This window comes from Allocellulophaga tsushimaensis, assembly GCF_055383085.1.
The window spans coordinates 2,439,632-2,453,378 of record NZ_AP039451.1 but is presented as its reverse complement, the minus strand read 5'-3'; the positions used below and the strand labels follow the sequence as shown (position 1 = coordinate 2,453,378).

At 31.2% G+C, this 13,747-nt stretch carries 13 protein-coding genes; 5 read left to right on the top strand and 8 right to left on the bottom strand.

The annotated features are described in order from the left end of the window. Positions 1–5: 5 nt before the first annotated feature. The 6 genes from ACZ451_RS10485 to ACZ451_RS10460 form a co-directional block, all read right to left on the bottom strand. Entirely contained in the window at positions 6–575 is a 570-nt protein-coding gene (locus tag ACZ451_RS10485; RefSeq protein WP_464212151.1) for a hypothetical protein, read from the bottom strand. Position 576: 1 nt separating this feature from the next. Next, on the bottom strand, positions 577–1,623 hold the full coding sequence (locus ACZ451_RS10480) for a D-alanine--D-alanine ligase (RefSeq protein ID WP_464212149.1): 1,047 nt from the start codon (positions 1,621–1,623) through the stop codon (positions 577–579). Beyond that, complete coding sequence (locus ACZ451_RS10475) at positions 1,623–2,348, bottom strand: NRDE family protein (protein WP_464212147.1); 726 nt, start codon at positions 2,346–2,348, stop codon at positions 1,623–1,625. The genes ACZ451_RS10480 and ACZ451_RS10475 overlap by 1 nt, the downstream gene beginning before the upstream one ends. After that, entirely contained in the window at positions 2,336–2,821 is a 486-nt protein-coding gene (locus tag ACZ451_RS10470) for a DinB family protein (RefSeq protein ID WP_464212145.1), read from the bottom strand. The genes ACZ451_RS10475 and ACZ451_RS10470 overlap by 13 nt, the downstream gene beginning before the upstream one ends. Before the next feature lie 7 nt (positions 2,822–2,828). Beyond that, positions 2,829–3,482 (bottom strand): LysE family transporter, encoded by a 654-nt coding sequence (locus ACZ451_RS10465; RefSeq protein ID WP_464212143.1) that lies wholly within the window; start codon positions 3,480–3,482, stop codon positions 2,829–2,831. Positions 3,483–3,582: 100 nt separating this feature from the next. Next, on the bottom strand, positions 3,583–4,029 hold the full coding sequence (locus ACZ451_RS10460; protein WP_464212141.1) for a YHS domain-containing (seleno)protein: 447 nt from the start codon (positions 4,027–4,029) through the stop codon (positions 3,583–3,585). A 331-nt stretch (positions 4,030–4,360) separates the two neighbouring features. Between ACZ451_RS10460 and ACZ451_RS10455 the strand changes: the two genes are divergently transcribed. From ACZ451_RS10455 to ACZ451_RS10440, 4 genes are all read left to right on the top strand, one after another. Next, positions 4,361–5,362, top strand: coding sequence for a hypothetical protein (locus tag ACZ451_RS10455; protein WP_464212139.1), 1,002 nt, complete (start codon positions 4,361–4,363; stop codon positions 5,360–5,362). A 209-nt stretch (positions 5,363–5,571) separates the two neighbouring features. Next, positions 5,572–5,979 (top strand): hypothetical protein, encoded by a 408-nt coding sequence (locus tag ACZ451_RS10450; protein WP_464212137.1) that lies wholly within the window; start codon positions 5,572–5,574, stop codon positions 5,977–5,979. Positions 5,980–6,086: 107 nt separating this feature from the next. Further along, positions 6,087–6,929 carry a helix-turn-helix domain-containing protein gene (locus ACZ451_RS10445; RefSeq protein ID WP_464212135.1) on the top strand — a complete coding sequence of 281 codons (843 nt, stop codon included), beginning with the start codon at positions 6,087–6,089 and terminating at the stop codon, positions 6,927–6,929. A gap of 11 nt (positions 6,930–6,940) precedes the next feature. After that, on the top strand, positions 6,941–9,055 hold the full coding sequence (locus ACZ451_RS10440; RefSeq protein WP_464212133.1) for an alpha-L-fucosidase: 2,115 nt from the start codon (positions 6,941–6,943) through the stop codon (positions 9,053–9,055). Positions 9,056–9,133: 78 nt separating this feature from the next. On the opposite strand, the gene ACZ451_RS10435 is transcribed toward ACZ451_RS10440, so the two are convergent. Then, positions 9,134–9,874, bottom strand: coding sequence for a tetratricopeptide repeat protein (locus ACZ451_RS10435; protein ID WP_464212131.1), 741 nt, complete (start codon positions 9,872–9,874; stop codon positions 9,134–9,136). Further along, positions 9,871–10,461: an RNA polymerase sigma factor gene (locus tag ACZ451_RS10430; RefSeq protein WP_464212129.1), complete on the bottom strand. Its 591-nt coding sequence runs from the start codon at positions 10,459–10,461 to the stop codon at positions 9,871–9,873. The genes ACZ451_RS10435 and ACZ451_RS10430 overlap by 4 nt, the downstream gene beginning before the upstream one ends. A 395-nt stretch (positions 10,462–10,856) precedes the next feature. Between ACZ451_RS10430 and ACZ451_RS10425 the strand changes: the two genes are divergently transcribed. Continuing rightward, positions 10,857–13,733 carry a CHAT domain-containing protein gene (locus ACZ451_RS10425; protein ID WP_464212127.1) on the top strand — a complete coding sequence of 959 codons (2,877 nt, stop codon included), beginning with the start codon at positions 10,857–10,859 and terminating at the stop codon, positions 13,731–13,733. The last annotated feature ends 14 nt before the right edge of the window (positions 13,734–13,747 follow it).

Sequence of the window (13,747 nt, the reverse complement as noted above, 5' to 3'; positions counted from 1 at the left end):
AAAAACTAGAAATAATATTGAAGTGAAATACTTCCAATAAAATCCTGAGCTACATCTTCTCCATTGGTAATTGCATTAATTTCTCTTCCAAAACCAAGTGTAACTCCAATTTTAGACTCATTTTTTAAATCAAAGAAATAACCCGTCTCTAACCATGGTTGCACTACAAAAGTATACGTTGTACCAGAGGTAGGGTTTGCAGTTCCTATACCATCTTGCCAATCGATCCATAGGTTCCAAAGATCAAGGTTTAAACCTGCAATAATTTCTCCTTTTCCAACCGCATAGTGTTTTCTATATCCAAAACTACCACCAAAACCGGCTCCTTTTTCGTTATCGTTTTCCTCACTAAAATCTTTACGATCTGTGAAATTACCTCCTACTCGGAATAATAAAGAAGCTTTTTCTGAAAGATAGTGTTCTGCATTTAAAGTAGGTATTATACCTGCTGGGTATACCTGTACAGACAACCCATAAGCTGTTTTCTTAGTACTTGCATCAGTATCTTGCGCTATTCCAAAAGAAAAAGCAAATAACATTAAAATAACGGTTAAAATTAATTGTTTAAATCTCATCTTAAATCATTTTTATTTTTTCTTCTAATTTGCTATTCTCTTTTAACATAGACAAACCTTCTTTAAAACTTAAGTAGCCTCCATGTCCTGTTTTATGATTAAGTATACTAATTTGATTGAGCATACTCCAATGTCTTATAATTTCTTTCCAAGCAAATAAAATAGAGTGTTTAGGGTCGTAAATATGAGTAGGCTCACTCCCAGCTCCATTGATTTCAATAATACTAAAATTTTTCCCTTCAGCTAAATCATCAATAGTAGTATGAAGAATATCTAATCTACCATAATAAAAATCTGGTATTTGGGTACAAATAGCATTAATAGTATCCGTTAATTTTTTATTGGTTTTATAGGTTTTGTCTACAAATTTTGCTCCTCTTGTGTGACTACCGTAAGGAACTAAAATAAATTCTTCCCCATCTTTTAAGACGCTATTTAGTTTGTCTCCAAATTTTTTCTTTAAAGAAGCTAACTGAAAATAGCTTCTAGGCGTCTGCTTTATCAGTTCTACAATAGTATGTTGACCATCTCCTAAAACAGATAAAAATTCTTTAGAAACAATACTTGTAATTCTTCCTTTTTTCTCATGAGGGTAACGCACATAAAAAATACCTACTTCATTTTTATAAGGAATAAGTTCTTGTATTAAAAAATCATTTGATGTTCTGTTGATATAGGCTTGTAAATCTTTTTCATTTTTAATCCTATCTACTCCAAATGCTTTCATTCCTATATCTGGCTTAGCAATCATAGGAAATGATATTTCTGCTGTTTCTATTTTTTTAAGCGCAGCTGCTACAGACATTCCTTTTTCTACTAAAATAGTATTAGGGATATACTGGTCTGGAATGATATCATATATTTCCATTTTAGATTCCATAGCCATTCCACCATTTTTTATGGAAGGGTTTGCTGCATTAAAAAAGAAGAAAGACCTGGCCTTAATAGCAAAAAACAACCATACAGGAAAAATTGGGTAGTAAATAAACTCCATAGGCCAATACTCCCAATGAAATATTTTATGAAGTTTTAATTGTAGCCTACTCATTATATAGAATTTGTTTCTTCTGGTATTTTTATAGCAATAGAATGCTTTGTATTATGAGCAAGTAAGTTCAAATGATCTAGGCAAATACCGTTAGTGTTTAAAATAGCTTGTGTTACACTAAAGGTTTTTAAACCTGTTTCTCTATCAATTACAAAGCCATTTTCTTTATCATTATAATTGGTATGAAAATCAATGACATCACTGGCTTTAAGAGCCGCTTTTTCTTTTAAAAATACTTTAAATAAATCTTCTCTATTTTGTCTTGATGCGGCAGTATATAGTGTTGCCGAAGACCAAATATAATTTTCCGTTACACTTAATTTTTTTAAATGCTTGGTTACACCATCCCAACGAAACTCTACTAAAGTTCCATTTTCAAAAACCACTAAAGTAAAAGGCTCTATATTTTCTAGTACAATTTCATCTAAATACGCTATTGGGTTGGCATTACTACTAATTTCTAATACAATTAAACCTCTACTACGAGTGTAATTCCCTGTAGAAATATGTTTTTCAAAAGCACCATTTAGTAGAACAACTACTCCCCCATTATCATTTATAGCAAACCATGTTCCACCAGCTTTTGGATCTTTAGGGTAAGTAATTTTACGACCATTTATAGTATCTTCTTTTGGTACAAAAGCAGAAGGCCTAGAAATATGCTCATCACGATTAGAAGTGACAAAATAAGTATCGTTTTTAGAAATGAAGCTTACTGTACACATTGCTTTCTAAAATGCATTGTAGATGGGGCAACACCAAAACATTCTGGTATTACCATGTCTGTTAATTGTATTAAGCCAACTTTTATAAGTGCTTGGTGGTGTATGCAATGTTCTAAGTTATACATCACTTCTCTAAAATAATTAGAGGCTAAGTTCACCGTATTACCATCTAATTCATAACTAACCGTAATCTCTTTATTAGGTTTTTCTAAGGTTTCTTGTATGGCTGTAAATTGTTCAATTGCAAAATGTACATCTAACTCTATCTGCTTATTTCTTTCTCTTTTATCGTAATTTACACCCTCTTCGTTATAACCGTTAATTAAACATTGATATAATTCTATTACATGTCTTGTATGCTGACCTATAGTAGCGTTAGAAAGAACATTACATTGTTTGGTATATGTATTTTCTGGGAGTTCTAAAAGAACTTCTTTAAATTGTTGAATGGTGTTAAAGGAAGATGGGAACATAATGCTATTATTGTATTTTTAATTTTAAATGTTTTTTATAAAATAGGGTGAAAAGATAAGATGAAAAACCTAAATATATCAAGCCTAAAATGAAATTAATTATAGTAATGTATTGCTCATAATTTTGAAATATACGACTTCCTGCAAAAATATATACCATAAGAGCTCCAATAGTACCAATTCCTATACTAAGAATATATGCCGTGTAGGAACTCCAATTTTTCTGCAAGGTATTTTTAGAAACTAACACTCTATTCCATCCCATCCAAAAAGGGATATGTAACGGGTTTAAAGCACTTAATACAATTCCTAATAAAAAAGAGGAACTTATTCCTGGAAAAATTGCTCTAGTGGTATTTAATTCTGATACTTTTCCTAGCCCAATAAAACTATTAATGGCTAAAAATAAAAGTAAGGCTGCAGCTATTGGAATTAAATAGAAAGAAAGTCTTCCTTCAAAATTAATTTTCTCTTCGCCCATTAAAGTTAACCGTACTATAATTAATTCTACGAGTACTACCGCTAAAGAAAACCATAAGGCATCATTAACACTTTTCGATGCCGCAACATTAAAAGCTGTAACGGTAAGCGTAGCTGGTGGTAAAGACCCTAAAAAGCTTATCAGAAATCCAGAAATAATTATTTTAATGTAATTCTTCATGGTTGCAAATTACTCATCAAAACATGTACCAAAAAAAGTCATGTACATATTTCACTACTATTAGTCTCTTATATACAAGAAACTAACATCAAAAGTAAAACTAATTATTTTTTATCTTTTTCCAATTCTCATCTGCAATAAGGCTCAGTTTTTCAGGCGATTCTTTTTGCCATAGTTTTAAGGTATTTGTACCCCATGAATTGTAAAATAAATACAGCTTACCATCTCTTATTTCAAAAGTTTCTGGATCTACTGATACTTTTTCTCCAGATTTAGCAACGGCATAGGCACAATACCCACCATATTGTGGCAAATATTTCTCTGGATCTGCTTTAAACGCATTTAAATTGGCAGCATTACTAAATTTATATTTGATGCTATGGCAAGTAGTTGTATATTTTGCATCACCTTTTTTTGCCTCGTTATTAAAATAAGCCACTACATCATAACCCTCAGCAGCATAGCCTTTTTTAGTATTGTAAGAATTAGATTGTGCATTTAAAAAAGCTCCTAGTAAAAGAAAAGCTATTAGAATTTGATTTTTCATTTTTTGTTTGTTTTACCATCTTAATGGTCTTTACAAAGATACATTCCTTTCGTTTTGCAGATAAAATAATGGTTTTTAAAATTAACTCATATGGTTTAAAAAGCCTCAAGATGTTTTTAAACTAGTTAACAAAGCGTTAAATGTATGCTACAGAGCAGTTATATTAATTTCACAGTCGTATTAATCGTAAGGAAACAGAAATATATCGACATTTTGATAGAAAACTACCTCAAGGTACGTCCTTGAAGTATCGAATTAAAAATAACTTAAATTACGAGGCATACCTCAAAACTTAAATCTCGATTATCGAGTAAAAAATTTAAAAATAATTATGAAAAACAGATTTTCAAACATCGCAACATCAGTTCTATTAACTTCAGTATTATTTACATCTTGTGATACGATTTTTACAGTAGATACGCCTACAGCTTCAATTCCTGAAACAATTACTATTACAGAAACAGGACTTTATCCAGAGGGTGTAGATTTTAATAACACCACCAATGAATTTGTAGTAGGTTCTATAGTACGTAGTGAAATAGGTACTATTAACCCACAAACAGGAGTTTACACTAACTTAGTTACAGATGCTGGGCTTGCCAGCGTTACAGGTGTTTTTACTGATGAATACAGAAATAGACTAATTGCAGCATCCGGAAACCTTGGTTTCTCTACTAACAGTGCACAGAACGCAAATCCGTTAGCTTATTTAGGAATTTACAACTTAGAGACTGGCGCCATTTTACAAGGCATCAATTTAGGAGCTCTTTTACCAGAAGGTACGCCAGTATTTGCTAATGATATTGCCTTAGATGATTATGGTAATATTTATGTTACCGATTCTTTTTCTCCAGTAATCTACCGTGTAGATGGAACTACTTATGAAGCTTCTATATTGATAAGCAATCAAGATTTTGCCCCAGCTCCAGGCGCTTTTGGACTTAATGGTATTGAATTTATAAATGGCAATCTTATTGTAAACAAATTAGATGACGGACGCTTGTTTAGAATTCCGGTATCTAACCCAGAAGCATATGTTGTTATAGACGCACAAACGTATGTAGGTGCAGATGGTTTAGAACTTACTGCTGACGGCGATATTATCTTAGTAGAAAACGATTTAGGAGAAAATCCAGGTACACATTTACTTAGATCAACAGACAATTGGGCTTCTGCAACTGAGGTTTCTTCTTTTGCAGTAACCGGAGGACGTTTCCCAACAACTGCAGCTTTAGCTTCTGATGGTAATGTTTATGTTATTAATGCATATTTAAGCCTTGCCCTAGGAGGAGATCTTACACAAGAAACATTCTCTATTTTAAGAGTGCAATAAAAGAACCCTATTAAAATTCTTTTTTACTAGCCCTAAAACGGTAATCGTTTTAGGGCTAGTTGTTTATTGTTACAATGATTTTTTAAGCGCAAAAAATCATAAGCTACCTGAAAACAGGGGGTACAATTTCACTATTTAGCGTGTATCATTTTAGCTGTCCTTACAACACCTTTGTATTGTTATAAAACAACAACTAAAATAATAAACACATGAAACATTTAAAACTTATCATAATTGTATTTGCAACTTTATTTATCTCCTGCAGCAATGATAAAAAACCAACAGAAACTTCAAAACAAACTGCAAAAATTAAGTCAGATATTTTGCTATGCAATAGCGAATCTCGCTTATATTCTAATTCTGATAAAAAAGATAAAATTACCGTTATCATTACTGGCGAAAAAGTACTAGATGGTACTGTTGTATTAAAAGTAACAGACTATAGAGGTGAAGAAGTATTTTGCAATACGTTCCCAGCCTCACATCTAGTAGATAAGGAATACCAAACGGCAAACTCTTCTTTAAAAGACATGAAAATTAGAGAAACCATAAAAGAATTTTTTACCAGTAATACCTATCGCAAATATTTAAACCAAGAAATTTACGCAGGCATCTAATACAATAATTAGAAAAGAATAGACCTCATACATCTTACTTCAGATATATGGGGCCTATTTTTGCTTCATTATTTTCCAAGTATATGTAAATAGTGTTATTTTGTAATATGAAATTACAATACCACAGTAGTAAAGATGATGGTCATCTTACACTTACCGATTTTAACTGTGTACCATCTCAACAACTGTTACTAAACAAAGAGCTTTATAAAATACTTTGGTGTAAAGATGCGCCCATGACAATAACTGTAGACGGTTATGAAATACATCTTAGTCCCAATCAAATTGTTTTTTGCACTCCATTAAATACCATATCACTACCTCAAAAAGACGGACTTTTAGCACTGGTTTTCAATAGGGAATTTTATTGTATTCGTGATCATGATGCTGAAGTTTCTTGCAATGGTTTTTTATTTTTTGGATCTTCAGATGTTCCTATCATCACACTGTGCAAAAAAGACCAGAAAAGCTTTGAATCGATGTTCTTTATTTTACAGGAAGAGTTTGAAACCAAAGACCATATACAAGGTGAGATGTTACGGGTAATGCTAAAAAGGCTTCTTATTAAATCTACTCGATTAATGAAAGATACGCTACCGCATCCAGAAATTCCGAAACACCAACTAGATGTAGTACGACAATACCATATCCTTGTAGAACAGCATTTTAAAACCAAACATAAAGTAGCCGAGTATGCCGATTTACTTTATAAATCTCCAAAAACCTTATCTAACTTATTTAAAAAAGCAGGCAATAAATCGCCACTTAAAATAATTAACGATCGTATTATTTTAGAAGCAAAAAGGCTGCTGATGCATAGCAACAAAAATGCAGAAGAAATTGCTTTTGAACTGGGTTATAGTGAACCTGCTTACTTCTCTAAATTCTTTAAAACGCATGTAGGAATGCCCCCAGGTGTTTTTAAAAAAGCTACTTCCTCACATCAATAAACAACCTCAACATGGCAATATTAAAATTCAAAAAACTCCTTACTATACTAACACTTACGCTAACAACTTTTAGCTGTTCTGAAAGCAATAAAGAAACCAACAAAATAAGGAGATTGACTTTTTCAGTAGCTGCTGAAAATAGTGCAAGCAGTTTTAAGGAAGCTCAGCTCTCTGTAGAAGTTTTTAAAAAGAAAAACAATACCTATGTTATCATAAATGCCCCATATCATTATGATGATGACAAAATCATGGCGATTTTAAAAGAAAAGCATCAAAAGATCTATACCTTATTAAAAAAGAACTCCCCATTGCAACGTATTTATAAAATGATGCCTCAAAAAGAAGATCTACTAAAAAAAGCCTCAAACACCAAAAGGTATGTGCTGAGTCGTGAAATTAGTACAGCTCTAAAATCAAGAGAAGCGTTTATAAGTAGCCTTAGCAATGGAAATACTTCGTCACAAAATACCGAATCTTTAAAAGAAATGGGTATTAGAGATATGGAACTCTATATTGCTGAGCAGCAAGCTTATCTTATTATAGAAACTCATGGAAATTTTAAAATGCCTAAAAATAACAGGGTATGGAATACATTTTTAAGTGAACTTAAAGGGCAAGAAGATCAAGAAAACCTCCAAAAAACAACATCTATAGCTAAAGCTACAGCCCAATGGGGTATTATGAATTTGATAGATGATTCTACTAGTGTATCCTATGAAGAAAACTGGGAAAGTTTACAGCAATACAAAATTCCACAATGGATGAAAGATATCAAATTTGGTATTTTCATTCATTGGGGTCCAAATGCTGTTCCAGAATTGCATACAGACTGGTATCCTAGGTGGATGTATTTGGATAAAGGGATTATGAATCCACAAACGGGTGAAGTTACTCATGGAAAACCACATCCTGCAGTAGCCTTTCACAAAGAAAAATATGGAGATCAAAAAACATTTGGCTACAAAGATCTTATTCCTATGTGGACTATGGAAAATTTTAATGCTAAAGATTGGGTCTCTTTATTTAAAAAATCTGGTGCGCAATATGTAGTTCCAGTAGCCGAACACCACGATGGTTTTGCCCTTTACCAATCTAGCATTACCAAATACAATGCAGTAGCTATGGGCCCTAAAAAAGATGTTTTTAAAACATTAACAGATGAAATTAAACAACAAGGATTAATTGCTGGTGCCAGTTCACATTTAGCATTTAACTGGAATTTTTACAATCAGCAAGAATATTTTGATACGGGAGATCCGCAGTACGCCGATTTATATGCGCCACCACACCAACCCGATGAACCTGCAAGTAAAGAATGGTTAGCCAATGTGTGGTGGCCACGTACCAAAGAGATTATAGACAAATACCAACCAGATATCTTATGGTTTGATTTCTTTTTAGATCGACCAGAATTTGCACCTTATCATAAAAAATTAGCGGCTTATTATTACAATTCTGGCTTAAAAAAAGGAAAAAAAGTAGTTTTACAAAGCAAAAATTACAAGTATGAGTCTTACCCCGTTGGGACACATATGCTAGATTTAGAACGGAGTAAATTAGATGACATCCGCAAAGAATACTGGCAAACAGACACTTCTATAGGAAAAAACTCCTGGTATTATGCAAAAAATTGGATTCCTAAAGCTCCAGGAGATCTTATAACCGATCTGGTAGATATTGTGAGTAAAAATGGGTGTTTATTGCTTAATATAGGTCCAAAAAAAGATGGGATTATTCCAGAAGACCAACAAAAAACATTACTAGAAATTGGAGAATGGCTAAAAATTAACGGGGAAGCTATTTACGCATCCAACTATTGGAAAATATATGGTGAAGGACCTACCGAAACGGCATTAGGGCATCTTTCTGAGGGTAAAAACAAAGGCTTTACGGCTCAGGATATTCGTTTTACTACAAAAGATAAGGCATTATATGCTTTTGTATTACGCCCTCCAAATAAAAATATCACCATTAAGAATTTAAACACTTCTAATATAGCCATTAACAGTATTGAGCTTTTGGGTTTTGATGGAGAAATACAGTATCAACAAACTGCTGATGCCTTAGAAATTAGTTTGCCTAAAGATGTTCCTTTAAAGCATACTTGGGTGTTTAAAATTTTATAGAAAAAGAGTTTATACAAATTTCAGAATTTACTGATCCTTTTGTCTAATACCTGGCGCTATTACTTTTATCGGATTAGATTATTCCAGTTCTTTTTGAATTTCTTGTGCTTTTTCTTTCCAAATCCCATCATAATCAATAAGCTTATTTATATACTTTTTAGCTTCTGGTTCCTTATTTAGTTTGATATAAGCTAACATCATATACCATTGTGCGTCTTCGTAATACGCATCGCTCATCGGAATTTCAGAAAATAAGTCAATACCATTCTGGTAATGCCCCAAACTTAAATAACAACTTCCTAAGTACATTTTTAAATCTGTTCGCGCGTTTTCTTCTTTAAGCAAACTTTTTAATTGTGGCATTGCTTCATCATACTTTCCATCAGCATAGGCTTTAAAAACAGCTTTGTGAGCATCTGCATCATTATTTCCTCGGGTAACATCCTTTAAAGCATAAGCTTTATAATATGCATCAAACACATTTAAATTCTCTTTTTGTTGTAACCATAATACGCTAAAAATACTGATCATAATTACTACAGCTGCTGCTAACTTTTGAAAAGGAAAAGAGGTTTTTTTTACTTGAGTAGCAGTATTTTTTTTGTCAAATTCAGCACCAATCTTCTCTATTTTTTCTCGAAAATCTAAGGTCTTGGTATCATTCAGTGTATTTTTTAATTCTAAATGAATTTCCACTTCTTTTTTAAAATCAGCATCAATAAGCATTCTCTTTTCAAAAGCCAATTGCTCATCATCAGTGCAGCTACCCTCTACATACCGATCTATAAGCTCGTATAATTCTTGATTATCATCTATCATGATTTCTTTTTTTGAAAAAATTCATTACGCAATTCATTATAAAGCGGATCACTTTTTATTCGTTTGACTAAATTTTCTTTACACTTAAACTTTTTTTTCCGAACATATCCTTCAGAATAATCCATCAGTAAAGCGATTTCTTTCATACTTTTTCCAGAAAAAAAATGCGTTAACAACTGCTTACAGGTATCTCCTAATTTTAAAAAATATTTTTGAAACAAAAATTTCTTTTCATTAGCATGTATATACTCAAAAATATCAGTATCGGTACTTTTAGCTATATTAAGAATTTTATCATTACTTAATTTTTTCCCATTTCGTCTTAAAGCATTCATCCATAAATTTCTACTTACAGCAAATACAAAAGTACTTAAAGAGCAACTTAATGTAAAAGATTCCGAACTTAGCTTTTGATAGGTTAACACCAAAGCATCTTGAAAAATATCTTTAGCATCTTCATGACTACCAGAATTGTTTAAAATAAAATAGGCTATAGGGGGAAAATTTTCTTTATAAAAGTCTTCTAAAATGGTATGATTACCTGCTACAAAACCTTTAAGAATTTCTTCATCTTTATCATTAATCATAAATAATACTATAATTGAAATTCTTTACTACAATTTTTTATCCAAAAATAATATTATATTTATAAGAAAAGAATTGATATTAAAAAAACTTATTTTAACTCTAAATTACATTTTAAAAGAGGAAATCATATTCTTTAATTAGAACAATATAATGTATTGGTATTTATAAAGTATAATATCCCTTATAATGTCAATTAGCTAAGTTCATTATTTACTCCCTATTACGGAAGTATAATACTTTTAAATGTTAAATATAAATAAAGAAAAAAACAAATTTTAATTAATTATCTTACTGAAAATCAATATTTTAAATTTTATTTTTTAAATTCTACTTTACTTTAAAACCTTATCAAATTATTAAAAAAATAAAATTACATCTGCTCTAAATATAAATTATGAAAATCTCACCCATTTTATTCTTCTATTTCATAAGCCTTTTTGCTGTTTCTGGTCAAGAAAAAAACATACAAACAGAAATGATCAGTATATATGAAGATCTCATCACTGAATTTAAAAATAGAGGAGAACATAAATTAGTAGCTGGCTATCAGGAAAAAATTATACAAATAGAAAATGAAAACTTAGATCATGAAAAATTAACAGCTCATTTATATAAAGAAGTATATAAATTATACGATAGGTATGGTGATTTTGAAAACTCTCTTAAACTATCTCATAAAATAGCATTCATTTTAGATAAAAATTATATAAAAGCACCTAACTCCTTGGGAGGAGTATATAGCCAAATAGCAAGTCTTTACAGTAGTAAAAGAGATTTTAAAAAAGCATTCATATACCTTGATAAAGCTGAACTAATATGGAAAGAAAATTCTATAGAAATTCCAGCATTATTTTATACTACCTACGGTAATATTTATACTGGTCTTTTAATTACTCATAAAGCCTTAATATATTATGAAAAGGCATTACAAATTGCAAAAAAAAAATATGGTGAAGTTAGTATCCCAGTTATCATCAATTATTATAATATTGCTAATGCTTATAGGCATCAAAAAGAATATGATAAAGCTTTAGAATATCTAAATACAATAGTTACACTAGGAGAGCAAATAATGGGTAAAGACCACTATGAGTTTGCTAGAACTTATTCACTAATGGCTTTGGTATACATAAGGAAAAAGAATTATACAGAAGCGTATACACTTTTAAATAAAGTCTTAGGAATTTTAGTAAAGGCTTTGGGAGAAAATCATCAAAGGGTAGCATCTTTATATTATGATTTTAGCGAATTATTTTACGAGCAAGGAGACTTTGATAAAGCTAATGATTATTTGTACAAATGTCTTGAAATATCGAAACAGGTTTATAATAAATCTAGTGCTCCTGTCTCATATGCTTATTATGGTATCGCAAAGAATTTTTTAAAGAAAAAAGAATTCTTAAAAGCCACCGATTACTTCCAAAAATCTATAGTAACAAATACCGTAAAGAATACAAATGAAGTTTTTGAAGATATAAAAATTACGGATCATTTTTTTGATTCTAACTTGCTCCTAACCAGTTATAAAGATTTAGCTTTAAGTTTTTTTGAAAATTATAAAAGTTCTGGCGATACTAATTATTTAAATAAGGCACAAATAACCTATAAAAAAGTGGATCGTATCATTGACTTTTTTCGTTATAACACTTATGGTAATATCGAGGACAAAAGAGCCCACTCAAAAAATTCACACGAAGCCTATTTTAATGCTATTAAAGTTTTTTTGCAAACTTATACTCAAAAGAAAGATCCAATTGCTTTTGAAGAAGCTTTTATGTTTTCGGAAAAAAGTAAAGCCAATACCTTAAAGGCCACACAACAATTATCTAATATTAATCATTTTTCAGATTTACCAGATGAGTTAATCACTTTAGATGAAGAAATACGAATTGATAAAGCTTTTTTTGATTCCAAAATAAAAGAGGCTTTATCTCATAAACCTATAGACACAATTTTACTTTCTAGATACGAAAATCAACTTTTTAATAGTAGTAAAAAAAAGGATTCTTTAATTAGCGTATTAGAAAAAAAATACCCGAAGTACTACCAATTAAAATATCAAAATAAAGTAATGACGGTAAAAGAAGTTCAGCAACATCTAAGTGATGAAACTACACTGTTAGAATTCTTCCATACCGATAGTATTAGCTATGCTTTTGTAATCACTAAAAACACAACAGCAGTAAAAAAATTGCATAGTAAAAAGCTACAAAAAGATATCGAAGCTTTTAGAGAAAGTATTATCACAAAAAATACCAACACGTACAAGGCAAAAGCCTACACTTTATACCAGCAATTAATTGCTCCTATTAAAAACCAATTTATAGGTAATGAATTAATTATTGTACCAGATGGACCGCTTTGGCATTTAAACTTTGATTTATTGCTTACGCAAGAAGCTGCTTCTAATAATCCTAAAAAATTTCCATACTTCTTAAAAGACTACGCCATTAGTTATGCTAATTCTGCTACGGTGTTGTTTAGCTCTTATACCACTAATACAACTATAGAAAAACAAGGGGAATGCCTAGCATTTTCTTTTACTGATAGTACAAATATCAATAAAGCAAAAATTATGGATATGGCTGTTCTTAGGGGTTCAGATGATGACCTACCTGGCACTCGAGAAGAGATCAACGCAATTGCAGAGATTATAGATGGGCGTTATTTTTATGGGTCAGAAGCAAGCGAAGCAAATTTTAAAAAAAATGCAGCACAATATAGTATTCTCCACCTATCACTACATGGGGAGGTAGACAATGAAGATCCTGAAAATTCTAAGCTCTATTTTACCAAAAATAAGGATACAATAGAAGATAATTTGCTCTACAGCCATGAGCTGTATGCCTTAAAAATTCCAGCAGAACTTAGCGTATTAAGTGCTTGTAATACGGGGAATGGTAAAATTACCAAAGGAGAAGGAGTTATGAGTTTGGGTAATGCTTTTAAATACGCGGGGACTAAAAGTCTTTTATTAAGCAATTGGGAAGTTTCCGATGCCACTACTCCTATCTTAATGAAATACTTTTATAGCAATCTAAAAGAAGGAATAAACAAAGCCAAATCTTTACAAAAAGCAAAATTACAATACCTCACAAATGCTAGCCCCAACAGAGCTGCTCCTTTCTACTGGGGTAGTTTTTATTTGGTTGGAGATACAAATCCTATAGCCTTTACCGAGAACTCATTTAAGTACTGGACTCTTGGGATTGGAATATTAGTACTTTTAGTATGTGGCCTATTTTGGTACTATAGCAAGCGGGTTTCTTAATGAGCTCTATTTTG